This window comes from Aquibaculum arenosum, assembly GCF_029222965.1.
GTDB lineage: Bacteria > Pseudomonadota > Alphaproteobacteria > Kiloniellales > DSM-21159 > Aquibaculum > Aquibaculum arenosum.
Window position 1 is genome coordinate 162,136 of sequence record NZ_JARHUD010000007.1, and the last position, 23,471, is coordinate 185,606.

Here is a 23,471-nt window from a genome sequence, read left to right on the forward strand (position 1 = left end):
CACCCTCGATGACCTATCATCCCGGCGGCGGGACAAGATGAGGTCATCCCCGCCGGGCAAATCGCACCGCTTCCTCGGCGGCGCGGATCAGGGCGCGGGCCTTGTTGCGGCATTCCTGGTGCTCGCTCTCCGGATCACTGTCGGCCACGATGCCGGCACCAGCCTGGATGTGCAGCATGCCGTCCTTCACCAGCGCCGTGCGCAGTCCGATACAGGTGTCCATGTCTCCATTGGCACCAAGATAACCAAATGCACCGGCATAGGTTGCCCGGCGGTCGGGTTCCAATTCCTCGATGATCTCCATCGCCCGAACCTTGGGCGCGCCGGATACGGTTCCGGCCGGAAAGCCTGCCACCAATGCGTCGATAGCATCATAGCGTGGGTCTATACGGCCGTCGACATTGGAGGAGATGTGCATGACGTGGCTGTAGCGTTCGACCACGAACTGCTCCGTCACGCGGACGCTGCCCACCTGGGACACGCGGCCGACGTCGTTGCGTCCAAGGTCGAGCAGCATGAGGTGCTCGGCACGCTCCTTGGGATCGGCGAGGAGTTCTTCGGCCAGGGCGCGATCCTCGTCCGGTGTGGCACCGCGCTTGCGGGTGCCGGCCAGTGGCCGGATCGTAACCACACCATCGCGCAGGCGGACCAGCACCTCCGGCGAGGAGCCGACGACGGAGAAGTCCCCGAAATCGAGATAGAACAGGAAGGGTGAAGGGTTCAGGCGCCGCAGCGCGCGGTAGAGCTGGAAGGGCGGCAGCGCGAAGGGCACGGAGAAGCGCTGGGCGAGGACGACCTGATAGATGTCGCCGGCGGCGATATAATCTTTCGCCTGCTGCACCATCTCGTGAAAGCGCTCGGGACTGAGATTTGAACTGGGTTCCGGCAGTTCACCGGCGTCCTCATGCCGCTCCCGGCGATAGGGCAGGGAGCGCTCGAAGTCCGCTGTCACTTCCGAAAGCCGCTCGCAGGCCAGGTCGTAGGCCGCTTGGGCCGAGCGCTCCCCATCGGGCCAGACCGGCGAAACCACAGTCACCAGGTCCTCGACGCGATCGAAAATGGCCGTGACGGTTGGACGGACAAAGATGCTGTCTGGCACGCCGAGCACGTCTGGGTTCTTGTCCGGCAGGCGCTCCATCAGGCGCACCATGTCATAGCCGGCGTAGCCGATCAGTCCGGCTGCCATCGGCGGCAGGTGTGCCGGCATTTCAACCCGGCATTCGCGCGACAGCACGCGAAGGTTCTCCAGCGGATGACCGCTTTGTGCCTCAAAGGCATCGGGCTGCACGCGCGCCCGCCGGTTGATCTCGCTCGATTGCCCGCGGCAGCGCCAGACCAGGTCAGGCTTCAAGGTGATGAAGGAATAGCGAGCAATGGTCGTGCCGCCTTCCACCGACTCGAAGAGGAAGGAGAAGGGCTGCCCCTCGGCCAGTTTCAGGAAGGCGGAAACCGGCGTTTCGAGATCGGCAACGAGCGTGGTCCAAACGACCTGCGGCTTTCCGGCATCGTAGGCTGCGCGAAAGCTCTCGAAATCAGGATGAATCTGCACGGTTTCTAGAATTCCAGAAGGACGTCGTCGATACGCCGCTGATTGAAGGTAACCCCATACTCCGTCTCGAGTGCCAGCCGGAAAGACTGCTCCATGTCCTGACGCAAACGACTGCTGGTCTCTTGCCGGAGCTCAGACAAGGCCTGCTCGGCCGTTTCGGTATCGGCACTCTCGATGCTTTCCAGAACCGCGAGCAGGGGCCATTCGGGGCCGGAAGCGACGATCACCTCACCCACGTTGGCCTCGAACAGCTGTTCGACCAGTTCCGGAGAGGGGTCGCTGCCCTGTCGATGCACGTTGGGTGCGCTCTGAAGCTCGAGCCCTTCGGCTTCCGCAACCGCGCTCAACGACTCGCCATTGTGCAGTCGGTCGGCCAGCGCATCGGCTCGTTCGAAGGCCAGGGCTTCACGTTCCTGCGCCTGCCAGTTGGCGAGCACGTCCTCGCGGACCTCCTCGAAGGGCCGCGCGGCCGGCGGAATGATGCCGTCCACTCTGAGTACGAAATAGCCGCCGGCCTCGGTTTCCACCAACAGGCTGGTGTCTCCGGCCTGGGTCGAGAAGACGGTTTCGATGAAGCGCTCACGCGCCGGCACGTCTTCGACGCTCTCGCCCTGACGGTCTTCGCCTGAGCGGTCGATGGCGTCTGCCTCATGCAGGTGCAGATTTAAGTCGGCTGCCGCTTCCTCGATCGCCGCACCCGCCGCCAGGAGGTCATCGAGCCGGTTGGCGAGGGCGATCGCGCTTTCAATCGCTTCGTGTTCGCTCAGTTCAGCGCCGAGTTCGTCCCGCACTTCCTCGAAGGGGCGTACGCTTTCCTCCTGGACCTCGACGATGCGAATGAGGTGCCAGCCAAAGGCTGATTCCACCGGTTCAGTGACGTTTCCTTCTTCGGCACTGAAAACCGGACCGGCCAGTGCCTCGGGCATGTCTTCGCGTTCCACCAGACCCAGGTCGATCGGCGCGGAGCCCGTCAGGTCCTCGGCCACGGCGGAGAAGCTTGCGCCGGAGACAAGGCGTTCGCGAGCAGCTTCGGCCTCGCTTTCGTCTTCCAGGAGGATCTGCTCGACGCGGCGGCGTTCCGGTTCGCTATAGAGATGCATCCGCTCATCGTAGGCTGCGCGGAGTTCCTCTTCGGAGAAGTCCTCACCCGCCACGAGCGCGGCGGGATCGATGTGCAGCCAGCTTACCTCGCGGTACTCGGGCGCCTGGAACTGGTCGACGAGGTTCTCATAGTGGGCCTGCAGTTCCTCCTCGCTCGGTTCGGGGAGTGCTTCCGCTGCGTCTGGCTCGACCACGACATAGTCGGCAGCACGGCGCTCGTTGCGATAGGAATAGAGCCCTCCTGCCAGAGCCGAGGGGGCCTCCACACCACCGAGCACGGCAGAGAGCAGACGGCTGCGCAGTATCTCATCGTGAAGCTGTTGCACCAGATCCGCTTCGCTCAGCTGCCCCATGCGCAGGGCCTGCTCGTAGCGGAAGCGGTCGAACTCTCCTTGTTCGTTCTGGAACGCAGGAACGGCAAAGATCTCCTGTCGCACTTGGTCGTCGGTCACGGTCAGACCGAGTTCGCGAGCGTGTGCCTGATACAAGCGTCGATTGACGAGGTTGTTGAGAATCTGCTGCGGCAGACCGAGCGCCTGTGCCTGTTGGATATCGAACTCGCCGCCGAGCATCTGGCGCAAACGGTTGTACTCGCTGCTGAAAGCCCGCCGGAACTCCTCCTGGGTCACTTCCTGCTCGCCCACTTCAGCGACCACAGGGGCGGCCGTGCGTCCTCGGAACATGTCACCGATGCCCCAAACGGCGAAGCTGAGGATCAGTAACCCAAAGAGAACGTAGAGAAATACCTTGGCGACGACGCCGCGCAGCTTGCCCATGAATTTCCGCCCAACTGTGTAATGCGCTCCGCCTGCAGTGCGGGTGCCGCGGCATCCTAAGGAGCGTGCCGCTTCCGGGCAACAGATAGCAGAGGCCCTTGCGGCAAGTGCCATCGTGCCGACTGGCAGCTAGGGGCGGCACATGCTAAAGCCTAGCTGTCTGCAGTGTGGTTGACTGGTGCAAGAGGAGGGGGCCGATGCGGCGCAAGCTGATCGCCGGTAACTGGAAGATGAACGGTTTGAGCCGTGATGGCCTGGCGCTGGCGGAAGCGCTGGCCGGAAAGTTGGAAGAAGCCCGCCTGGCCGGGACGCCACCCTCTTGCGATCTGCTGATCTGCCCGCCATTCGTGCTGTTGCCCATTTTGCGCTCGACCGCCAGCGACGCCGAGATTGCGATGGGCGGGCAGGATTGTCATGCGGCCGAAAGCGGGGCGCATACCGGCGATACCAGTGCTGCGATGCTGGCAGATGTGGGCTGCTCTTTCGTGCTCGTTGGCCACTCCGAGCGGCGCCAGGATCATGGAGAGCGTAGCAAAGACGTGGCGGCAAAGGCGTCTACGGCTCTCTCGGCTGGACTGACGCCAGTCATATGCGTGGGCGAGACGCGCGAAGAGCGCGATGCTGGCCGCGCACTGGATGTCATTGAGAGCCAGGTGCGGGACTCCCTGCCGTCCGCCGGGGGATCGGGCGAGGTGGTTCTTGCTTATGAGCCGGTCTGGGCGATCGGCACCGGTCTCACAGCCACATCTGCGGATGTCGCCGAGGTGCACGGGGCGATTCGCAAGGTGCTGGCGGACCTGCGCGGCGACGCGACAGCGCAGGCAACACGCATACTCTACGGCGGTTCCGTGAAGCCGGCGAATGCGGCGGAGCTGCTCGGCACGGCCGATGTGGATGGGGCCTTGGTGGGCGGCGCGAGCCTCAAGGCCGAAGATTTTTGGGCCATCGCCACCGCTTGCCCCTAGAACGCGCGGCCCAGAGCAGTTATATCCGCGCGCAGCAACCCGGCGCCCGTTCAGGGCGCGGGGCGTGATGCATGCTTATCGTTGAGAGAAGGCGGTTTCGCCATGATGCAGGTTCTACTCGTTGTCCATCTCCTGGTCGTTCTGGCGCTGATTGGTGTCGTGCTGATGCAGCGCAGCGAGGGAGGAGCGCTGGGAATCGGCGGTGGTTCCGGCGGTGGCGGCGGCATGGGCGGCCTCATGTCCGGTCGTGGCACGGCAAACTTCCTGACCCGCACCACGGCAATTCTGGCAGCGGCCTTCATGGTGACCAGCATTCTGCTGACCATCCTGGCCAGCGGCACAACGCAGCAGCGCTCGATCGTCGATACGCCGCTGATCCCCTCGGCGCCGGCTCCTATCGAGTCGCAGCCTTCGGGTGAGGGTCAGCCCGAAGCGCCGGCAGTCCCGGTTCAGTAACCCTCGGCTTCGGCAGCAAGGACACTACCCATCGCGGCGTCAGCCCGCCCACAACTGTTTCGTCCGGCATAGGGCTGAGCGATGGGCTTCGATTAGTTCGGTTTCGGTCCGACAGGACCCGTTGAAATCTCGCGCGCTCAGGAGAGTCCCGCTCTGGGGGCTTGCCGAGTGCGGCTTTTGCGCGGATAAGGGAGGCCCATGACGCGGTTTATCTTCATCACCGGCGGCGTGGTATCCTCATTGGGGAAGGGGCTGGCGGCAGCGGCCCTGGGTGCGCTGCTGCAGGCGCGTGGCTTCACGGTGAGGCTGCGCAAACTCGACCCCTACCTCAACGTGGATCCGGGGACCATGAGTCCCTACCAGCACGGCGAGGTTTACGTCACTGACGATGGGGCCGAGACCGACCTCGATCTGGGCCACTATGAGCGCTTCACCGGGGTCACATCTCGCAGTAGCGACAGCGTCAGCACCGGCCAGATATACAGCCGCATCATCGCGCGCGAACGGCGCGGCGATTATCTCGGCGCCACCGTTCAGGTCATCCCGCACGTCACCGATGCCATCAAGGAATTCATTCGCTCCGACCTCGTGGATGAAGATTTTTGCATCTGCGAAATCGGCGGAACGGTGGGCGATATCGAGAGTCTGCCCTTCCTGGAAGCCATCCGGCAGCTTGGCAATGAGCTGGGGCGCTCGCGCTCGCTCTTCATGCATCTCACCCTGCTGCCCTACATCTCGTCCGCGGGTGAACTGAAGACCAAGCCGACCCAGCATTCCGTTAAGGAGTTGCAGTCGGTCGGTATCCAGCCGGACGTGTTGCTCTGCCGCTCCGAGTATCCCATCGACAAGGACGCCCGACGCAAGCTGGCGCTCTTCTGCAATCTGCGGGAGGATGCCGTCATCCAGGCGTTGGATGTGGACACCATCTACGCGGTGCCCCGCGCCTATCATGAAGAGGGCATGGATGCCGTCGTCTGTCGGCATTTCGAACTCGAGACCGGCGCGCCCGATCTGACGATCTGGGACCGCATCACAGACACCGTGCGCCATCCTGATGGCGAGGTCACCATCGGCGTGGTCGGCAAGTACACCAGCTTGATCGATGCCTACAAATCGCTGGCCGAAGCCCTTATTCACGGCGGAATCGCCAACGGCGTTCGGGTAAACGTCAACTGGCTGGATGCGGAGATCTTCGAACAGGAAGGCCATCTGCAGCAGCTGGAAGGCGTGCACGGGATCCTGGTGCCGGGCGGCTTCGGCGAACGGGGCACTGAAGGCAAGATCGCCGCAGCCCGCTTCGCGCGCGAGCGCAAGGTGCCCTACTTTGGCATCTGCCTTGGCATGCAAATGGCGGTGATCGAAGCTGCGCGCCATCTGGCCGGTCTGGAAGGCGCCGGCTCCAGTGAGTTCGGCCTGCCCAATCCGCCCATCGTCGGCCTGATGACGGAATGGACGAAAGAGAACCAGGTGGAACGGCGCGGTGCGGACAGCGACCTGGGCGGAACCATGCGTCTGGGTGCCTATCCGGCGGTCCTTGCGCGGGGCAGCAAGGTGCACGAGATCTACGGCATGGGCGAGATTCAGGAACGCCATCGGCATCGCTATGAGGTCAACGTCAACTACAAGGATGAACTGGAGCGTGTCGGGCTGCATTTCTCGGGCCTCTCGCCGGACGGCGAGTTGCCGGAGATCGTCGAAGTGCCCGGCCATCCCTGGTTCATCGGGGTGCAGTTCCATCCCGAACTCAAATCGAAACCCTTTGCGCCGCACCCGCTATTCACCTCCTTCATCCGGGCCGCGGTCGAGCAATCGCGCCTGATGTAGCGCCTGAGAGGACAGAGCATGAGCAGTTCCACCCCGCGTGCCCCGGTTCACGTGAAGATCGGGTCCTTGACCCTGGGCAACGACCTTCCCCTGGCGATCATCGCCGGTCCCTGTGCCATGGAAAGCCGGGCGCATGCCCTGGAGATGGCGCAAGCGCTCACGGAGATCTGCAGCGGACTCGGGGTCGGGCTGATCTACAAGTCCTCCTTCGACAAGGCCAACCGCACCAGTCTCAACTCGAAGCGCGGCATCGGGCTGAAGGAGGCCATGCCGATCTTCGCCGAGGTGCGCGAGACCTATGGTTGCCCGGTGTTGACCGACGTGCACGAGGCAGGCCAGTGCGCCGCCGTCGCGGAGAGCGTCGACGTGCTGCAGATCCCGGCCTTCCTGTGCCGGCAGACCGACCTGCTGGTCGCCGCCGCCCAGTCCGGCGCCGTGGTCAACGTGAAGAAAGGCCAGTTCCTGGCGCCCTGGGACATGCGCAACGTGGCCGAGAAGGTGCGCGCGTCCGGCAATGAGCGCGTCATGCTGACCGAGCGCGGCGTGTCATTCGGCTACAACACGCTGGTGACCGATTTGCGCGGCCTGCCGATCATGGCGCAGACCGGCTGCCCCATCGTCTTCGATGCCACCCATTCGGTGCAGCAGCCGGGCGGGCAGGGGGCGACCTCCGGCGGGCAGCGGGAATTCGTGCCCGTCCTGGCCCGCGGCGCCGTTTCCGTCGGTGTGGCGGCGGTCTTCATGGAGGTGCACCAGGATCCGGACAACGCGCCAAGCGACGGTCCAAACATGGTGCCGCTGCATCAGTTCAAGGAGCTGCTGGAAACGCTGGTGGCTTTCGACAAGCTGGCGAAGCAGCGGCCGGTCAGCCTCGCGTAACACGGGCATGCCGGCCAGCACTTGGTCCGGATAAGGTCATAGAACTGTCGTTGGGCGGAATTGCCATCCCGCCCTATCTCCTTGTGCCAGGCACACACCTGTAACAGGGAGAGTCGAATGCGTGACCGTACCAAAATCACCTGGGCCGCACTGGCCGTCTCGGCCATTGCGCTTGCCGCCTGCGGTGGCTCGTCCAGCTCCTATCGCAGTCAGGCTTCCTCGCCGACGGTCAGCTACTCCTATCAGGATGACAGTGGCTTCGAGGAGGTGCAGGAGCAGGCGGACGACTACTGTGACGAAGAGTTCGACCGCGACGCTGTCCTTCTGAACCGCGAAGTCGAGGGCGAGCGCATGGAAGCGACCTTCTCATGCCAATAGCGGCGGAATGACCCGGCTACGCGAATAGAGAAAGCCTCTCCCCATCGATGGTGGGGAGAGGCTTTTTTCTTAGCTGACTGACGCTGCGGGCTCAATCCAGGTGCGTAGTCGCAGCCGGGCGATAGCCGCCGGCACTGTCGATGGCAAAGCTGGAGTAGATGAAGAGTGTCGCTGCTGCCAGCACGCAGGCAATGATCACACCGCCGACAAAGGCCTTCACTGGATCCTCCTGAGCAGGGCTCATCCGGTTTTGCGCGTTTCGGTCGAGGCGTGAGCGTGGGAGCGAAGCTTGCCCTTGGCCAGCAGGTCATCGAACCAGAGGCTGTGGTGCTCCTTGGCCCAGTTGCGATCGACGCGGCCGGACCACATGGCGTCGAACGCACCCTCCATGCCGATCGTACCGATGTAGATGTGGCCGATGATCAGTCCAATCATCAGCAGCCCGGTGATAACGTGCACCGTCTGGCTGATCTCCATTCCGCTGTAGCCGAGCAAGAGGAATGGGAACATCAGATTCAGGCCGCTGGCCACCAGCACCGAGCCGCCCAGGATGACAGCCCAGAAAACGATCTTTTGCCCGGCGTTGAATTTTGGAGCGGGTGGGTTGAGAGATTCTTCGCTGCCCATCCCGCCACCGCGCTTCAGCCATTCCCAATCTACCCGTTTCGGCAGATTCTGCGCGACCCAGGCTAAGAGCATCACGAACAATCCGATGGTGAAGGGAAGGATCAACATCATGTGCAGCCAAGCGCTGCCGCTGGCCAAGTCGGCAAAGGTCTGAGGGCCGAGCCAGGGGCGGATTAAGTCGCGCCCATAGAGAATCACCACGCCAGTCAGCGCCAGCAGGACGAAGCTTACGGCCGTCATCCAATGATTGGCCCGCTCGAAGACATTGAAACGCAGAACGCTTTCGCCGGAGAAGCCTTCTTCTACCTCCACGCGACCGCGCCAGGCGAGGAACAGCGCCAGCAGCGCGCTGATTCCAAAAATGTAGACGCCGCCGCCGAACACCACCCAGTTGTTGCGGAAGGCACGCCAGACCCTGCCCTGAGGCTGGGAGAAGACGCCGAGAACTTCGCCGGGCAGCGCGGTCTGCCCCTCCACGAAGCGCCGGGATTGCAGCAGGTCGCTTTGCGCTTCGGTGCGCGACAGCCAAAGCTGCACCCGCTCTTCCGGTGCCTGACCGGCCGGCTGCTCGCCATTCTCCAGGGCAGTCTGCTCACCTTCCGGCGAGGGGCCGGTTTCACCGCGCCAGCGCTGCAGCTGCGCGCGTTCCATCAGGGTCGCGTAGTCCGCAGCGTTCTCCGCCACCGGATCCGGTGCGCCGCCGCCGATCACACCATCGGTTGGGACCACCCGGTCGCTGGAAACGAAGCCGGCATAAAGCGTCCAGACCAGCAGGGCGATAAACACCACCGCCGCTATGCCTCCGAAGGCACGTGCCATTGGCCCAGCTCCTCTTAGCTACCCGTGCGCGGCCCGTAGTAGGCCGTTTCCCATCCCCAGGCGCCGCTGCCGTAGCCGCGGCGCTGGACGCGCTCGCGGTAGATCTCAGACAACTGGTCGCCGTCGCCGGCAAGCAGCGAGCGGGTGGAACACATCTCGGCGCAGAGCGGCAGCTTGCCTTCGGCGATGCGATTGCGGCCGTACTTGCGCAGTTCAGCTTCGGAGCCGGGTTCCTCCGGGCCACCGGCGCAGAAGGTGCATTTGTCCATCTTGCCGCGGCTGCCGAAGTTGGACTGCTGCGGGAACTGCGGCGCGCCGAAGGGGCAGGCATAAAAGCAGTAGCCGCAGCCGATGCAGAGATCCTTGTCGTGCAGCACGATGCCGTAGTCGTTCTGGTAGATGCACTCGACCGGGCAGACGGCGATGCAGGGCGCATCGGTGCAGTGCATGCAGGCAATGGAGAGAGAGCGCTCCTGCCCTTCCTCACCGTCGTTCACTGTGAGCACGCGCCGGCGCACCATGCCCCAGGGCACCTCGTGCTCGTTCTTGCAGGCAACGGAGCAGGCGTTGCACTCGATGCAGCGTTCGGCGTCGCAGAGAAACTTCATTCGGGCCATTTCGGGCTCCTTATGCGGGTTCGATGCGGCAGAGGGTGGCTTTCGCTTCCTGCATCAGGGTGACGGCGTCATAGCCATAGGTGGTGGCGTTGTTGGCGGCTTCGCCCACAACATAGGGCACCGTGCCTGCAGGATAGCGGCCGCTGATGTCCTCACCCTGGAACCAGCCACCGTAGTGGAAGGGCATGAAGACCGTGCCGCGGCCCACGCGGTTGGTGATGAGGGCTGGCACGCGCACCCGCGATCCCTCAGGCGTGTGCAGCCACAGCTCAGCGCCCGCCTCGATACCGGCCGCTGCAGCATCGCTGGGATTGATCTCCGCGAACATGCGGGGTTGGAACTCTGCCAGCCACTTGTTGGACCGGGTGGAATCGCCGCCACCTTCATGCTCAACCAGTCGGCCGCTGGTTAGGATGAGCGGGAAGTCTTGCGAGAAATCCCGCTGCTGGATGGTGCGGTAGAGGATCGGTAGGCGATAGTCGCGCCGGTCTTCGTAGGTCTGATACTCGGGAAGCAAGTCACGGCGCGTGGTATAGAGCGGTTCGCGATGGATCGGCACGGGGTCCGGGAAATTCCAGGCCACGGCGCGCGCCTTACCATTGCCAAAAGGTGCCAAGCCGTGCGCGATCGCCACGCGCTGGATGCCGCCGGAGAGGTCAGTCTTCCAGTTGATGCGCAGCAGTGCTTCGGTGAAGGGGTTCTCATTCAGCGGCGCCTCCTCTTCGGAATCATTGCCGCCGCCGAACTCCATCTCGCCGAAGCCGTCCTCGGTCTGTTGCTGCGTATCTCCTGATTGTGAATCGTCCGATTCTTCTTTCTGCGGATTCTCTGCAATGGGTGGACGGTTGGTCTGATAGCTTGTGATGGCCTGCTCTTGCAGGCTGCTACCGTCAGCACCGGGGGCGGTACTGCGCCGTTGTTCTGGGGACAGGCGCAGATCCTGTTCCTCCAGGAGTTGGCGCAGGCGATCCTCGGCTTCTTCGTCAGAGAGCTCCAGCAAGCTGGGTTCATAGGATTCGGCGGCGATGGCCATCATTGCCAGCGCCTCCTGGGGCCGAAATTCCCCATTCCAGCCGAACTTGCTCAGCATGGCGAGGGTGATCTCGGGGTAGCCGTCCGAGATCTCTGAATCCGGTGGCGCGCTGCCTTCAGCCAGCAGGTTGTCGCCTTCATACTCCACGCCCCAGCGGGCGCGGAAGGGCAGCCCTCCCTCGGAAACGGCTTTGCTCGCATCGTAGAGCAGCGGGGTTCCTGGGTGGCCGAGTTCCGGCGTGCCCCAGCAGGGCCACGGCAGGCCGTAGTACTCGCCCTCCACTGGCGCACTCATGCCCAGACAGGTGGTGGTGTCGAACTTGTCCTGATGCTCCATGTGGCGCTTCAGGCGCTCCGGGCTCTGGCCCGTGTAGCCGATGGTCCAGGTGCCGCGGTTGATTTCGCGGAGCAGGTCTTCCGGCAGCGGCTGGTCGTTCTCGACGGTGATTTGGTTGAAGAGCTCATCGGCGAAACCGAACTTGCGGGCCAGCAGATAGGTGATCTCATAGTCGCTCTTGGACTCGAAGATCGGCTCGATAACCCGTTCGCGCCATTGCACGGCGCGCTGGGAGTTGGTGACGGATCCGGCGATCTCCATGGTGTAGCTCGAGGGCAGGAGATAGACCCCGTCGCGCCGCTCTCCCAGCACAGCGGCCAGGGTGGGATGCGGGTCGATGATCAGCAGCGTATCGAGCTGTTCCAGTGCCCGTTTCGCATCGGCTTGGCGGGTCTGGGAATTCACCGCATGTCCCCAGAACACCATCCCGCGCAGCTGCGTTGGCTGGTCCAGGTTCTCCACCGACTCCAGCACGCCGTCGAACCAGCGGGACACCGGCATGCCCGTTGTTTCCATCAGCTCCTGCGAGGTGAAGCGGCTCTTCAGCCACTCGTAATCCACGTCCCAGACCCGGGCCCAGTGCTGCCAGGCGCCTTGGCTCAAGCCGTAGTAAGCGGGCAGGGTGCTGGAATCGAGCCCCAAGTCGGTGGCACCCTGCACATTGTCGTGGCCACGGAAAATGTTGGTGCCGCCCCCGGACACGCCGATGTTCCCGAGTGCGAGCTGGAAGATCGAGGCGGCGCGGGTGTTGGCGTGCCCCTTGGTGGACTGGGTGAGCCCCATGCACCAGACAAGCGTTCCTGGCCGGTTCTCCGCCATAATGCGCGCCACGCGTTCCACCTGGTCGGGCGCAACACCGGTGATGTTCTCCACCACGTCGGGCGGATAATTCTCGACTTCGGCGCGGATCTCGTCGAAGCCGTAGACGCGGCTTGCGATGTAGTCCTGATCCTCCCAGCCATTGCGCAGGATGTGCCAGAGTACGCCCCAGAGGAAGGCAATATCTGTACTGGGCCGGATCCGCACATACTCCGTGGCGTGAGCCGCGGTGCGGGTGTAGCGCGGGTCGACGACGATGAAGTGCGCCCCCTGCTCCTTGGCGTGCAGCAGGTGCAGCATGGAAATGGGGTGGGCTTCAGCCGGGTTGCCGCCCAGCAGGAAGATGGCCTTGCTGTTGTGGATGTCGTTGAAGCTGTTGGTCATGGCGCCGTAGCCAAAGGTGTTGGCAACGCCCGCGACCGTGGTGGAGTGGCAGATCCGCGCCTGGTGGTCGACGTTGTTCGTGCCCCAGAAGGCGGCGAACTTGCGCATCAGGTAGGCCTGCTCGTTGGAGAACTTGGCCGAACCCAACCAGTAGACCGCCTCCGGGCCCTCGCGCTCACGGATGGCCAGAAGCCGATCCCCGACCTCCTCAACGGCCTCCGACCAGGAGAGGCGGCGCCACTGGCCGTCCTCCAACTTCATTGGGTACTTCAGGCGGCGTTCGCCCAGCGCTACTTCCCGCGCCGCCGCACCCTTGGCGCAGTGCGTGCCCATGTTGATGGGACTGGCAAAAGCGGGTTCCTGGCCGATCCAGACGCCGTTCTGCACCTCGGCGATGATGCTGCAGCCGACGGCGCAGTAGGGGCAGACGGTCTTGCGTTCCTCGATTGCGCCGGTCGGGGCCGGCTCCTGCGCGGGAGCCTTACGCACCCGGGTCGGCGCGAATGTGCCCAATGCGGCCAGTCCCGCAACCGCCATGCCGGAGCCTTTCAAGAAGGTCCGCCGGTCGATGGTGCCGATGCTTGCAACGGGCGCAGCCAGGCGCCGCGTCTTGGTGCCGGTTAGAGGACGGGTCACGGAAGATGTACGCTTCATCAGCATGACGGCCTCACAGATAGCTGGCGCCTCATGCCAAGACGCTCGGACCGATACCTCCAGTTGGACATTGCCCCACCTCCAAAGCGATCAATCTCCAATCACAGCAACAACGGGGCTGCGGCGAGGTTCCATGCGAAGCTGGAATCGCTACCTGTTTCCGCGGTTCCCGGCGCCCTACCGCATTGTAACTTTGGCACGATTTCCAGAGACTTGCCGCCGCACTGAAATCAGGGAGACGTGGATGACAGCTTCGCTGCAGCGCAATCTGCCGGCGCACTTCTATGTTGATCCAGGCGTGTACGTCGCCGAGCGGCAGGCGGTTTTTCGCCGCTCCTGGCAATTGCTGGGTCCGGAAAGTCAGGTGGCTGCGCCCGGCGACTATCTCGCTGTCGAGCTGGCCGGGTGGCACCTTTTCGTACTGCGCGGTCGCGACGGTGTCCTGCGCGGCTTCCACAATCTCTGCCGCCACCGCGGTGCCCGCCTGCTGGCGGAAGGGCAGGGGCGTTGCAACCTCTTGCGCTGCCCCTATCACAACTGGGTGTATGACCAGGAGGGACGGCTGCAGAAGGCGCCCTGGTTTGGCGAGTATCCCGATTTCCGCCTGGAGGATTGGCCGCTCGAGCCCGTGTCGGTGGCAAGCTGGCGCGGCCTGCTCTTCCTCGCCATCGAGCCGGAACAGGATCTGCTGGAGCAGCTGGGCGATCTGCCGGAAGAGGTGGCCGACCACCCGCTCGAATCCTTCACCGCGCTGGCAACCCGGCGCTTCGTGATGGCGGCGAACTGGAAGACCTACACCGACAACTTCGTTGAAGGGTATCACATCCCCGGCATTCACCCGGGTTTCCTGCGCACCATTGAATTCGAGGGCTTCGAGACCCGGGTGCGCCAGAGCATGATCCGCATGACGGCGCCTCAGAAAGAGGGCTCTTTCTATGGCGGCAAGTGGATGTGGATGTGGCCGAACTGGACGCTTTCCACCTTCCCGGGCGGCATGAACACCAGCCGGATCAACCCGCTGGGGCCGGAGCGCACGGAGCTCGTCTATCACTTCTATTTTGCGGACAGCAGCGCCGAGGGGACCGAGGCGCGGCAGCGAACCATCGAGGGCAACTGTGCGATCGTGGAGGAGGATTTCGGCATCTGCGAGGAGACGCAGCGCAACTATGCCTCCGGCGCCTACAGCCCGGGCCCGCTCAGCCCGCGCCACGAACCCGCCGTCGCCTACTTCCAGCAGCGGGTGCAGGCGAGCCTGGCGCCCGAGGAACGGGCCGCGCAATAGCGGCGCTGGTTGCTTGACCCTGGCGCGGCGAGGGCCTAAACCCCGATGCGAAGTGCGGCGCGCGGGGCGTAGCGCAGTCTGGTAGCGCATCTGCTTTGGGAGCAGAGGGTCGCTGGTTCGAATCCGGCCGCCCCGACCATGCCGCCACGGAACCTTGAACGGACGGAAAGAGCCATGCAGGTGCGGATCTTCCAGCTTCCCAAGACGGCCATGCAATCGGGCCGCGGCAACACCCGGCGCTGGGTGCTGGAATTCGAGCCCGCCGCGCCACGCAGCATCGAGCCGCTGATGGGCTGGACCTCCTCGCCCGACACGCGCCAGCAGCTGCGCCTTTGGTTCGAGACCGCGGAGGAAGCCGTGGCCTATGCCGAGAAGCATGGCTACATGTACAGCGTTGAGCGGCCGCGCGAGCGCACGCTGCGCCCCAAGGCCTACGCCGACAATTTCCGCGTCGACCGCCTGAACCGCTGGACCCACTGACCCCGCCAGGCCCGCCACCCTGGCCAAAGCGCCCTTAGCTCAGCTGGATAGAGCAAGTGCCTTCTAAGCACTAGGTCGCAGGTTCAAGTCCTGCAGGGCGCGCCATTTTCTGTCTTGTTCATTCTCCGAAAGGCATCTCGGGCCGATCTTACGCCTCGGTTTTCCTTCCGGTTCGCGGCGAAGCGGCTATGCCGAGGAACACGGTCATGGCCCGATTGATCCGCACCATGTCCTCGTCATCAAGCCGTCCGACACGCGCGCCCAGCTTTGCCTTGGGGACGGTGGTGATCTTGTCCACCATCAGCCGGCAAGCGAAGCGCAGGCCGTTGCGCTCGTTCGGCTCAACCATCAGGCGGAAAAGCGGGGCGTCAGTGGGATCGGTGGTGAAGGCGCATATCGTGATGGAGTCGGTTGCGTCGAAGTTGTCGTCCTGAACGATCACGACCGGGCGAGGTTTCCCCACATAGTCCCTGCCGCCAGAAACGGTCCAGATCTCGCCGCGCCTCATTCATCGTCCCAAGCGGACACCGCGTCGATGAAAGCCTGATCCTCTTGCGCGAGATTGCTTTCGGCGACCGCCTTCGACTGGCGATGCGCCTGCTCCCGGAAGGAAGCCGCTCGCACGTCCGGAACCCAAATTTGGACGGGCCGCAAACCCTGCGCACGCAGCCGCTCGCGGTGCTGGCGAACCTTAGCCTGCACGGACTTCGAATTGGATGCTGTTGCCATGGTACATATCCGCGATGAAGTTTCATGTAACCTACCATAATGCACCGCGATCAACCACCGGCATTACTCTCGACAGAGTTCGCTCATTCGCTCACCGTCCAGAAGACGCAGCACGCGCTGCCAGTAGGGCAACCCTTAGGTAACACTGAGGTAACGCGAAGCCCGCTCACAGGTTTTGGGTGATGCGCGCGCAGAAATGGTTGGCCAGGGATTGGACCTCCTTCTGCCGGCTTGACCACTCGTCCTTCCGTTCGCCCAGGTAACCCGCTCTCGCGTAAACGAGCAGTTCAGCAGCCGTCGTGGGCAGGCGAGCTATTGCCCAATCCGCTGCAACATCCTTCGGCACGAAGTCGCCTGTCTCCACCGTCCGCCACATTCTTGCGAGTGTCAGAAGGACATTGCGCTCATCGCCGGCGAGCGCATCGAGAAGTGCCGGCAGTGTTTCTCCGATCGCTCGGCGGATTTCGGCTTCCGGAATGCATGGCAACAACTCGGCCGGATCGGGTCCCAGTAGCGCTCTGGCCTCACGGCGGGCTTGTGCCAGCAGCAAGGTGAATTCCGGATCGACCACGGCCTTCGGCCGCGCGCCAGCCTCAAATGCTGTACGCAACCATTCACCGTAGACCAGCTCGGCGCGTGGTGGATACGCCTCTGACCTGAGAGTGTCGTGGTGAAAGACGAGAAGTTCGAGCGGTCGCGGGCCATTCGGGGCTGCGGGATGGCGCCCTGAAATGTGCATCAATGATGCCACCAGAGATTCGCGCTTTGCTTGAGTGACCGGCTGGTCGACCACAGCAAGCAGGTCTACATCGCTTTGGGGACGGAGGCCGCCCGCCACTGCTGAGCCATGCAAGTACATTGCCATGAGCGCAGGGCCAAAAGCACCTTGGGCCTGCGCAAGGGCCTGCCTGGCCTCTGCGGGCATCTCAAGCCTGTTCACTTCATCTGCTCGCGCGTGAGAGCTCGACCGAAAATTAAGTTCAGTGATTTCAGCCAGTTATGATTCTCATGGGTTGCGACACCTTGGAGAAAAGCAATGCCTTGGACTGACATCGACATGGGTACACCCTTGGTCCGAAGGGGTTGCCGATGGTCTGTAGGGTTCTTTTGACACGAGGGGCACCAAGGCTTTCACAAAGTCCCACGAGGAAGGTTCTTGTGCACTTCGTGCAACTCTTGGTGCCCTTCGTGTCGAAGCTACCAGTCCCCACTCGCAACAGCCTTACACGCTCTGCAGCGCATCCAGACTCGCAGAGACTCGGGTAGGGCGGCCCAGGATGTCGAGGAGGAGCCAGACGCGCTCTTGCGAGTCGAGCTCTTCGATCCGGGCAACGAAGTCAGCGAAGGGGCCCTTGGTCACGCGCACCTCGTCGCCCGGGGTAAAGGCGGAGAGCGGTTGGAGCTGGCCTTCGCCGTCGCAGCGGGCCATGAGCTCGGCGAGGAGGGCAGGGGGCACGGGGGCCGGATCGTTCCCGAAAGCGACCAGGCGGGTGATGCCGTAGGTGGCGTTGATTTTGCGCCAGCCGCCGCTGGCCGGATCGAAGGAGACAAAGAGGTAGCCCGGGAAAAGCGGCTGCAGCGCTTCGACGAAGCGGCCGCGCTGGCGGCGGGTGACCCTTTGCTGCGGCAGGAAGACTGGAAAGTGCTGGCGCTGCAGGTTGCGCTCGGCGATGTGCTGACAGTTCGGCTTGAACTGGGCCAGGAACCACGCCTGTTCGCTGAGGAATTCCGGCGGCTGGCCTTGTGCGGAGGGTGCGGTGCCCTCTGCTGTGTTGCACCTGTTCGCTGTCACAACCCCACCCCTGCGACCCGTCGATTGTTCATAGACGCAGCGATCCGCAACGATCAAAGCGCATCGCACTGAAAATCTCTACATAAGATTGTATCGAGTCCAGTGCGGCAGAGGCAATGGCTTTCCAGTGCCGCGAAAAAGCGGCACAGGTCACCGAACACAACACCGAACACAACAAGGGCGGCCACAAAGGGCCGCCCTGCTGCGTGTGCTGTGCGAAGAAACCGAGCCAGTACGTGGCCCGGTTCCGCGCAATCAGTCGTTCTTGAGGCCGAAGGCACCGAAGCGCTTGTTGAACTTCGCCACCTGGCCGCCACGATCCGACACCCGGTGAACGCCGGTCCAGGCCGGATGCGTCTTGGGGTCGATGTCGAGGCGCAGCGTGTCACCCGCGCTGCCGTAAGTGGAGCGGGTCTTGTACTCGGTGCCGTCGGTCATGATGACGGTCACTTCATGATAGTCAGGATGAATACCTTGTTTCATCGCGCACCTCCGTAAGTCGCGCGCCTTGTAACCAAGGGACGGGGCTATTGCAAGGCCGCCTTGCTCCCTGCCGCTGGGCATGCGATCTAGCAGCCGCGCCAGGCGGAGCCTGAAGACTGGATCTCCGCTGTGGGCCTTTTGCAATCAGCCGGAACAGGTGCCGATGGCACGCATCCAGGAAGCCGCGACGGCCGCGGCGCGTCAGCAGTTCGATCGACCGACTGGGCGGGACTTTCGGGTCCTGACCTATCTCTGGCGTTTCGTGAGACCTTACAAGCTGCAGGTTGCCGGCGCGATGGTGGCGCTGGTGATCGCGGCTGGCACATTGCTTGCCATTGGCACCGGACTGCGCGGTTTGGTGGACGAGGGCTTTGCCGCCGGCGACACGGGACGGCTCGACCGGGCGGTGCTGGGGCTTTTCGGCGTGGTGGTCGTGCTCGCGCTCGCTTCTTATGGCCGCTACTATCTGGTGACCTGGATCGGCGAGCGGGTCATTGCCGACGTACGCAAGACGGTCTACGGCCACGTGATCCGGCTTTCCCCAGCCTACTACGAGACCACCCGCACCGGCGAGGTCCTCTCCCGGCTGACATCGGACACCACCGTGCTGCAGACCGTGGTCGGCACCTCGGTGTCCATCGCGCTGCGCAACACACTGCTGTTTGCCGGCGGTCTGATCATGCTGCTGATCACCTCGCCGAAGCTTACGGGGCTGGTGCTGCTGGTCACGCCACTCGTCGTCTTCCCTATTCTCCTGTTCGGGCGCCGGGTACGACGCCTGTCGCGCGACAGCCAGGATCGCATCGCCGATGTCGGAGCCTATGTAGACGAATCGCTGAACGCGATCCGCACGGTGCAGGCCTTCACCCATGAGGACCTGGACCGGGCCCGCTTCACCGGGCGAGTGGAGGAAGCCTTCACCACCGCCGTGGCCCGCATCCGTGCCCGCGCTTGGTTGACAGCCTTGGTGATCCTGCTGGTGTTCGGTGCGGTCTCTGCGGTGCTCTGGATCGGTGGGCGCGATGTCCTGAACGGCCGTATCAGCGGCGGCGAACTGGCGTCCTTTGTCTTCTATGCCGTGGTGGTGGCCGGCGCCTTCGGGGCGATTGGCGAAGTCATCGGCGATCTGCAGCGCGCTTCGGGTGCCACCGAACGGCTCATTGAGCTGCTGCGCACCGAGCCGGAGATTGCCGCTCCGGCTCAGCCGGTGGCCCTGCCGGAGCCGCCCGTAGGCGCCGTTCGTTTCGAGTCCGTGGCTTTCCGCTATCCTGCTCGGCCGGATGCACCGGCGCTGGAAGGTTTTGATCTGGCGGTGGAGCCGGGCGAGACCGTGGCGCTTGTGGGGCCATCGGGGGCCGGAAAGTCGACAGTCTTCCAGCTTCTGCTGCGCTTCTACGACCCCCAGGCGGGGCGCATTCTCTTCGACGGAGTCGATTTGCGCGAGGCCGATCCCCAGGCCTTGCGGCAAAGGATCGGTCTGGTGCCGCAGGATGCGGTCATTTTCTCCGCCGACGCCTGGGAGAACATCCGCTACGGCCGCCCCGGCGCCAGCGATGACGAAGTGCGCGAAGCGGCAGAGGCCGCCGGCTGCACGGAGTTTCTGGATGCCCTGCCGCAGGGCTTCGCCACCTTCCTGGGGGAGCGCGGCGTGCGCCTGTCCGGCGGTCAGCGCCAGCGCCTTGCCATTGCTCGGGCCATTCTGCGCGATCCGGCAGTGCTCCTGCTTGACGAGGCGACATCGGCCCTGGATTCCGAGAGCGAGCGGATGGTGCAGGGCGCGCTCGATCGACTGTCACGCGGTCGCTCGACTCTCGTGATTGCCCACCGCTTGGCCACAGTTCAGCGCGCGCACCGCATCGTGGTGCTGGATCGCGGAGGTGTGGTGGCAAGCGGCACCCACGAGTCGCTCATGGCGGAACCCGAAGGCCTCTATCGGCGCCTGGCCACCTTGCAGTTCGATCAGGCTGATCGCTTTGCGGGCAACCACCTCTCGCCGGCGCTCCCACTGTCCACGGCCGGCGCCTGATCCTGACCGCCGGGCCGCTAGTCAGAAGGCGACGCCGCCTTGTGTCGAACCGGCAAAGGTCGTAAACAGCGGGGGTCCATTTTCCGCGTTTTTCGGCGCAATGATAGCCGCTCGACCCCTAATCGAAGCGGCCTCGAATCCGGGGAGTTTTCCATGGCACGCAACAAGATCGCGCTGGTCGGCGCAGGCAACATCGGTGGCACGCTGGCCCTGCTGGCGGGCTTGAAGGAACTGGGCGACGTCGTGCTCTTCGACATCGTCGACGGCATTCCCCAGGGCAAGGCGCTGGACATTGCCCAGTCCGCCCCGGTCGAAGGCTTCGATGCCAACTTTTCCGGCGCCAGCGACTATTCGGCCATTGCCGGCGCGGATGTGGTGATCGTCACCGCCGGTATTCCGCGCAAGCCGGGCATGAGCCGCGACGACCTGCTGGCCACCAACATGAAGGTCATGAAGGCGGTCGGCGAGGGCATCAAGATGCATGCGCCGGATGCCTTTGTCATCTGCATCACCAATCCGCTGGATGCCATGGTCTGGGTGCTGCGCGAGGCCTGCGGCCTGCCGCACAATAAGGTGGTGGGCATGGCTGGCGTGCTCGATTCCGCACGCTTCCGCCACTTCCTGGCCGAGGAGATGCAGGTTTCCGTGGAAGACGTTTCGGCTTTCGTGCTCGGCGGCCATGGTGACACCATGGTGCCGATGGTGCGCCACTCCACCGTGGCCGGCATCTCGCTGCCGGATCTGGTCAAGATGGGCTGGATCACTCAGGAAAAGCTCGACGCTATCGTCGATCGCACCCGCAATGGCGGCGCCGAGATCGTGGGCCTGCTGAAGGCCGGCTCTGCCTTCTACGCCCCGGCCTCCTCGGCCATTGCCATGGCGGAGAGCTACCTCAAGGACAAGAAGCGCGTGCTGCCCTGCGCTGCCTATCTGTCCGGCGAATACGGCGTGGACGGCTTCTATGTCGGCGTGCCGGCGGTGATCGGTGCGGATGGCATTGAGCGGATCGTGGAACTCGAACTCAACGAAACCGAAATGGACGGCTTCACCCACTCGGTGAATGCGGTGCGTGGATTGATCGACGCCTGCAAGAATCTCGAAGGCGCGTGATCCAGCGCATGTGGCGAGACACTCCGTCTCGAACCCAGGTATTTCCGGCGCCGGTTGCGCCGTTTCGACAGGCTGTTAAAGTGCCACCGGGAGGCGAAGGCGCCGAAAAACATGGGTGTGGGGCGGAGCGTGTCTCGACAGCTTCATTCTAAACTTTCCTTGGAAGAAATGAGCGCAACAGCATGAATATTCACGAGTATCAGGCGAAGAGCTTGCTCGCGAAGTTCGGTGTGGCAGTGCCCCGCGGGCATGTCGCCTACACGCCGGACGAAGCGGAAGCGGCCGCAAAGGAACTCGGCGGCCCCGTCTGGGTGGTCAAGTCGCAGATTCACGCCGGCGGACGCGGCGCGGGTCGTTTCCAGGATGACCCTGAAGGCAAGGGCGGTGTGCGCGTCAGCAAGTCCATCGAGGAAGTGCGCGCGAACGCCGGTGCCATGCTGGGCCATGTTCTGGTTACCAAGCAAACCGGGTCGGCGGGCAAGGAGGTCAAGCGCCTCTATATCGAGGAAGGCTGCGACATCGCTCGTGAGCTCTACCTGTCCATGCTCGTGGATCGCGCCAGCAGCCGGGTGACGGTGGTTGCTTCCACGGAAGGCGGGATGGAGATCGAGGAGGTGGCAGCCTCCCATCCGGAAAAGATCGTCAAGGAGCCCGTGGATCCGGCCGTCGGACTCATGCCCTTCCAGGCGCGCAAGATCGCTTTCGCGCTGGGCCTCGAAGGTAAGCAGGTGGGCGCGGCCGCTAAGTTCCTTGCGGCCATGTACAAGGCCTTTACTGAGCTCGATGTCTCCCTGATGGAGATCAATCCGCTGGTGGTCACGGGCGAGGGGGCGGTGATCGCCCTCGATGCCAAGATGGGCTTCGACGACAACGCGCTCTTCCGCCATCCCGACGTCGCCGAAATGCGCGATGAGGATGAAGAAGATCCCATGGAGATCGAGGCCGGGCGCCACGAGCTCAATTACATCAAGCTCGACGGCAACATCGGCTGCATGGTCAATGGCGCCGGCTTGGCCATGGCCACCATGGACATCATCAAGCTCTATGGCGGTGAGCCGGCGAACTTCCTCGATGTCGGCGGTGGTGCCACCAAGGAGCGGGTGACCGCAGCCTTCAAGATCATCCTCTCGGACCCCAACGTCGAGGGCATCCTGGTCAACATCTTCGGCGGCATTATGCGCTGTGATGTTATTGCCGAGGGCGTGGTCGCCGCGGCGCGCGAGGTCAGCTTGCATGTGCCGCTGGTCGTGCGGCTGGAAGGCACCAATGTGGAGCTCGGCAAGAAGATCCTGGAGGAGTCCGGCCTGCCCATCGTGTCGGCCGACAACCTCGCCGATGCGGCGGAGAAGATCGTGAGCGCAGTGAAGGAGGCGAACTGATGGCCGTTCTGGTCGACAAGAACACCCGGGTCATCTGCCAGGGCTTCACCGGCGCGCAGGGGACGTTTCATTCCGAGCAGGCGATTGCCTACGGCACCAACATGGTCGGCGGCGTGACGCCGGGCAAAGGTGGCAGCAAGCACCTGGACCTGCCGGTCTTCAACACCGTGGCCGAAGCGGTGAACGACACCGGCGCCAACGCAAGCGTGATCTACGTCCCGCCGCCCTTCGCAGCCGACGCCATCCTGGAAGCCATCGATGCCGGAATCGAACTGGTGGTCTGCATCACCGAGGGCATTCCGGTGCTGGACATGGTGAAGGTGAAGCGCGCCCTGGTGGACAGCAAGGCGCGGCTCATCGGGCCGAACTGCCCGGGCATCATCACGCCGGATGAATGCAAGATCGGCATCATGCCCGGTCATATCCATCGGCGCGGCAAGATCGGCATCGTCTCGCGCTCCGGCACCCTCACCTACGAGGCAGTAGCCCAGACCACGGCAGCAGGGCTGGGGCAGTCGACCTGCATCGGCATCGGCGGCGATCCGGTCAACGGCACCGACTTCGTCGATTGTCTCGAGATGTTCCTCGACGACGATGAGACCGAAGGCATCATCATGATCGGCGAGATCGGCGGTGACGCCGAGGTGAAGGGCGCCGAGTACTTGGCTGCCGCAGCAACCAAGAAGCCGGTCTGTGGTTTCATTGCCGGTCGCACGGCCCCTCCGGGGCGTCGCATGGGCCATGCCGGTGCGGTGATTTCGGGCGGCAACGACACCGCTGACTTCAAGATCAAGGCGCTGCAGGAGGCAGGCATCTTCGTGGCCGACTCACCGGCCAGCCTGGGCAGCACCATGGTCAAGGCCATGCAGGCCGCTGGTAAGTAGCGCGCACTGTGTTAAATGAGACCGGGGGAGTTGCATTCGGCTTCCCCGGCCTTTGATTGGAAGGAGGCGGCGCGGCCGCCCTTGCGGGT

General features: G+C 63.8%; 22 protein-coding genes and 2 tRNA genes. 13 read left to right on the forward strand and 11 right to left on the reverse strand.

From position 1 onward, the window contains the following. Positions 1–43 precede the first annotated feature (43 nt). Complete coding sequence (gene trpE, locus P2G67_RS12610; protein WP_275823575.1) at positions 44–1,549, reverse strand: anthranilate synthase component I; 1,506 nt, start codon at positions 1,547–1,549, stop codon at positions 44–46. A gap of 5 nt (positions 1,550–1,554) precedes the next feature. After that, positions 1,555–3,426 (reverse strand): SurA N-terminal domain-containing protein, encoded by a 1,872-nt coding sequence (locus P2G67_RS12615; protein ID WP_275823576.1) that lies wholly within the window; start codon positions 3,424–3,426, stop codon positions 1,555–1,557. Positions 3,427–3,623: 197 nt separating this feature from the next. On the opposite strand from P2G67_RS12615, the gene tpiA reads away from it, so the two are divergent. From tpiA to P2G67_RS12640, 5 genes are all read left to right on the forward strand, one after another. Beyond that, positions 3,624–4,391 carry a triose-phosphate isomerase gene (tpiA, locus tag P2G67_RS12620; protein WP_275823577.1) on the forward strand — a complete coding sequence of 256 codons (768 nt, stop codon included), beginning with the start codon at positions 3,624–3,626 and terminating at the stop codon, positions 4,389–4,391. Positions 4,392–4,493: 102 nt separating this feature from the next. Then, on the forward strand, positions 4,494–4,847 hold the full coding sequence (gene secG / locus P2G67_RS12625; RefSeq protein ID WP_275823578.1) for a preprotein translocase subunit SecG: 354 nt from the start codon (positions 4,494–4,496) through the stop codon (positions 4,845–4,847). A gap of 198 nt (positions 4,848–5,045) precedes the next feature. Next, positions 5,046–6,671, forward strand: a complete 1,626-nt coding sequence (pyrG, locus tag P2G67_RS12630; RefSeq protein ID WP_275823579.1) for a CTP synthase — start codon at positions 5,046–5,048, stop codon at positions 6,669–6,671. A gap of 18 nt (positions 6,672–6,689) precedes the next feature. Further along, positions 6,690–7,550, forward strand: a complete 861-nt coding sequence (gene kdsA, locus P2G67_RS12635; RefSeq protein ID WP_275823580.1) for a 3-deoxy-8-phosphooctulonate synthase — start codon at positions 6,690–6,692, stop codon at positions 7,548–7,550. A 117-nt stretch (positions 7,551–7,667) separates the two neighbouring features. Further along, on the forward strand, positions 7,668–7,928 hold the full coding sequence (locus P2G67_RS12640) for a hypothetical protein (protein WP_275823581.1): 261 nt from the start codon (positions 7,668–7,670) through the stop codon (positions 7,926–7,928). 91 nt (positions 7,929–8,019) lie between these two features. On the opposite strand, the gene P2G67_RS12645 is transcribed toward P2G67_RS12640, so the two are convergent. Genes P2G67_RS12645 through P2G67_RS12660 form a run of 4 tightly spaced genes read right to left on the reverse strand, consistent with a single transcriptional unit; the run spans position 8,020 to position 13,223 of the window. Beyond that, complete coding sequence (locus P2G67_RS12645) at positions 8,020–8,172, reverse strand: hypothetical protein (protein ID WP_275823582.1); 153 nt, start codon at positions 8,170–8,172, stop codon at positions 8,020–8,022. After that, positions 8,169–9,374 carry a formate dehydrogenase subunit gamma gene (locus P2G67_RS12650; protein ID WP_275823584.1) on the reverse strand — a complete coding sequence of 402 codons (1,206 nt, stop codon included), beginning with the start codon at positions 9,372–9,374 and terminating at the stop codon, positions 8,169–8,171. Before P2G67_RS12650 ends, P2G67_RS12645 begins: the two co-directional genes overlap by 4 nt. Before the next feature lie 14 nt (positions 9,375–9,388). After that, positions 9,389–9,991: a formate dehydrogenase FDH3 subunit beta gene (gene fdh3B, locus P2G67_RS12655; protein ID WP_275823585.1), complete on the reverse strand. Its 603-nt coding sequence runs from the start codon at positions 9,989–9,991 to the stop codon at positions 9,389–9,391. A 10-nt stretch (positions 9,992–10,001) separates the two neighbouring features. Next, positions 10,002–13,223 carry a molybdopterin-dependent oxidoreductase gene (locus P2G67_RS12660; RefSeq protein ID WP_275823586.1) on the reverse strand — a complete coding sequence of 1,074 codons (3,222 nt, stop codon included), beginning with the start codon at positions 13,221–13,223 and terminating at the stop codon, positions 10,002–10,004. A gap of 238 nt (positions 13,224–13,461) precedes the next feature. Here P2G67_RS12660 and P2G67_RS12665 point away from each other — a divergent pair, with 238 nt between their 5' ends. The 4 genes from P2G67_RS12665 (at position 13,462) to P2G67_RS12680 (ending at position 15,084) form a co-directional block, all read left to right on the forward strand. Next, the gene (locus P2G67_RS12665) at positions 13,462–14,499 is read left to right on the forward strand and encodes an aromatic ring-hydroxylating oxygenase subunit alpha (protein WP_275823587.1); all 1,038 of its coding nucleotides are present in this window, start codon (positions 13,462–13,464) and stop codon (positions 14,497–14,499) included. 62 nt (positions 14,500–14,561) lie between these two features. After that, a tRNA-Pro gene (locus tag P2G67_RS12670) sits at positions 14,562–14,638 on the forward strand. Positions 14,639–14,673: 35 nt separating this feature from the next. Beyond that, entirely contained in the window at positions 14,674–14,979 is a 306-nt protein-coding gene (locus P2G67_RS12675) for an ETC complex I subunit (protein ID WP_275823588.1), read from the forward strand. Between the two features lie 28 nt (positions 14,980–15,007). Next, positions 15,008–15,084, forward strand: a tRNA-Arg gene (locus P2G67_RS12680). Positions 15,085–15,127: 43 nt separating this feature from the next. Here P2G67_RS12680 and P2G67_RS12685 read toward each other — a convergent pair. The 5 genes from P2G67_RS12685 to rpmE form a co-directional block, all read right to left on the reverse strand. Continuing rightward, positions 15,128–15,487 carry a type II toxin-antitoxin system PemK/MazF family toxin gene (locus tag P2G67_RS12685; protein ID WP_275823589.1) on the reverse strand — a complete coding sequence of 120 codons (360 nt, stop codon included), beginning with the start codon at positions 15,485–15,487 and terminating at the stop codon, positions 15,128–15,130. Beyond that, complete coding sequence (locus P2G67_RS12690) at positions 15,484–15,708, reverse strand: antitoxin MazE family protein (RefSeq protein WP_275823590.1); 225 nt, start codon at positions 15,706–15,708, stop codon at positions 15,484–15,486. The genes P2G67_RS12685 and P2G67_RS12690 overlap by 4 nt, the downstream gene beginning before the upstream one ends. A gap of 166 nt (positions 15,709–15,874) precedes the next feature. Further along, positions 15,875–16,633 (reverse strand): aminoglycoside adenylyltransferase family protein, encoded by a 759-nt coding sequence (locus P2G67_RS12695; protein WP_275823591.1) that lies wholly within the window; start codon positions 16,631–16,633, stop codon positions 15,875–15,877. A 297-nt stretch (positions 16,634–16,930) separates the two neighbouring features. Further along, the gene (gene nusG, locus P2G67_RS12700) at positions 16,931–17,500 is read right to left on the reverse strand and encodes a transcription termination/antitermination protein NusG (protein WP_275823592.1); all 570 of its coding nucleotides are present in this window, start codon (positions 17,498–17,500) and stop codon (positions 16,931–16,933) included. 255 nt (positions 17,501–17,755) lie between these two features. Further along, the gene (gene rpmE / locus P2G67_RS12705; RefSeq protein ID WP_275823593.1) at positions 17,756–17,983 is read right to left on the reverse strand and encodes a 50S ribosomal protein L31; all 228 of its coding nucleotides are present in this window, start codon (positions 17,981–17,983) and stop codon (positions 17,756–17,758) included. A gap of 163 nt (positions 17,984–18,146) precedes the next feature. Here rpmE and P2G67_RS12710 point away from each other — a divergent pair, with 163 nt between their 5' ends. From P2G67_RS12710 to sucD, 4 genes are all read left to right on the forward strand, one after another. Further along, a complete protein-coding gene (locus tag P2G67_RS12710; RefSeq protein ID WP_275823594.1) occupies positions 18,147–20,009 on the forward strand; it encodes an ABC transporter transmembrane domain-containing protein in 1,863 nt (620 codons plus the stop codon). 153 nt (positions 20,010–20,162) lie between these two features. Continuing rightward, a complete protein-coding gene (gene mdh / locus P2G67_RS12715) occupies positions 20,163–21,119 on the forward strand; it encodes a malate dehydrogenase (RefSeq protein ID WP_275823595.1) in 957 nt (318 codons plus the stop codon). Between the two features lie 182 nt (positions 21,120–21,301). Next, the gene (gene sucC, locus P2G67_RS12720) at positions 21,302–22,498 is read left to right on the forward strand and encodes an ADP-forming succinate--CoA ligase subunit beta (RefSeq protein ID WP_275823596.1); all 1,197 of its coding nucleotides are present in this window, start codon (positions 21,302–21,304) and stop codon (positions 22,496–22,498) included. Then, positions 22,498–23,382 (forward strand): succinate--CoA ligase subunit alpha, encoded by an 885-nt coding sequence (gene sucD / locus P2G67_RS12725; protein WP_275823597.1) that lies wholly within the window; start codon positions 22,498–22,500, stop codon positions 23,380–23,382. The genes sucC and sucD overlap by 1 nt, the downstream gene beginning before the upstream one ends. Positions 23,383–23,471 lie beyond the last annotated feature (89 nt).

Bases quoted from the DNA above. Each gene is read 5' to 3' on its own strand.
- P2G67_RS12650 (WP_275823584.1), bottom strand. From the start codon at position 9,374: ATGGCACGTGCCTTCGGAGGCATAGCGGCGGTGGTGTTTATCGCCCTG.
- P2G67_RS12665 (WP_275823587.1), top strand. From the start codon at position 13,462: ATGACAGCTTCGCTGCAGCGCAATCTGCCGGCGCACTTCTATGTTGAT.
- mdh (WP_275823595.1), top strand. From the start codon at position 20,163: ATGGCACGCAACAAGATCGCGCTGGTCGGCGCAGGCAACATCGGTGGC.
- P2G67_RS12640 (WP_275823581.1), top strand. From the start codon at position 7,668: ATGCGTGACCGTACCAAAATCACCTGGGCCGCACTGGCCGTCTCGGCC.
- P2G67_RS12695 (WP_275823591.1), bottom strand. From the start codon at position 16,633: ATGCCCGCAGAGGCCAGGCAGGCCCTTGCGCAGGCCCAAGGTGCTTTT.
- kdsA (WP_275823580.1), top strand. From the start codon at position 6,690: ATGAGCAGTTCCACCCCGCGTGCCCCGGTTCACGTGAAGATCGGGTCC.
- P2G67_RS12615 (WP_275823576.1), bottom strand. From the start codon at position 3,426: ATGGGCAAGCTGCGCGGCGTCGTCGCCAAGGTATTTCTCTACGTTCTC.
- P2G67_RS12660 (WP_275823586.1), bottom strand. From the start codon at position 13,223: ATGCTGATGAAGCGTACATCTTCCGTGACCCGTCCTCTAACCGGCACC.
- sucC (WP_275823596.1), top strand. From the start codon at position 21,302: ATGAATATTCACGAGTATCAGGCGAAGAGCTTGCTCGCGAAGTTCGGT.
- pyrG (WP_275823579.1), top strand. From the start codon at position 5,046: ATGACGCGGTTTATCTTCATCACCGGCGGCGTGGTATCCTCATTGGGG.
- P2G67_RS12675 (WP_275823588.1), top strand. From the start codon at position 14,674: ATGCAGGTGCGGATCTTCCAGCTTCCCAAGACGGCCATGCAATCGGGC.
- rpmE (WP_275823593.1), bottom strand. From the start codon at position 17,983: ATGAAACAAGGTATTCATCCTGACTATCATGAAGTGACCGTCATCATG.
- P2G67_RS12645 (WP_275823582.1), bottom strand. From the start codon at position 8,172: ATGAGCCCTGCTCAGGAGGATCCAGTGAAGGCCTTTGTCGGCGGTGTG.
- fdh3B (WP_275823585.1), bottom strand. From the start codon at position 9,991: ATGGCCCGAATGAAGTTTCTCTGCGACGCCGAACGCTGCATCGAGTGC.
- tpiA (WP_275823577.1), top strand. From the start codon at position 3,624: ATGCGGCGCAAGCTGATCGCCGGTAACTGGAAGATGAACGGTTTGAGC.
- sucD (WP_275823597.1), top strand. From the start codon at position 22,498: ATGGCCGTTCTGGTCGACAAGAACACCCGGGTCATCTGCCAGGGCTTC.
- P2G67_RS12690 (WP_275823590.1), bottom strand. From the start codon at position 15,708: ATGGCAACAGCATCCAATTCGAAGTCCGTGCAGGCTAAGGTTCGCCAG.
- secG (WP_275823578.1), top strand. From the start codon at position 4,494: ATGATGCAGGTTCTACTCGTTGTCCATCTCCTGGTCGTTCTGGCGCTG.
- P2G67_RS12710 (WP_275823594.1), top strand. From the start codon at position 18,147: ATGGCACGCATCCAGGAAGCCGCGACGGCCGCGGCGCGTCAGCAGTTC.
- P2G67_RS12685 (WP_275823589.1), bottom strand. From the start codon at position 15,487: ATGAGGCGCGGCGAGATCTGGACCGTTTCTGGCGGCAGGGACTATGTG.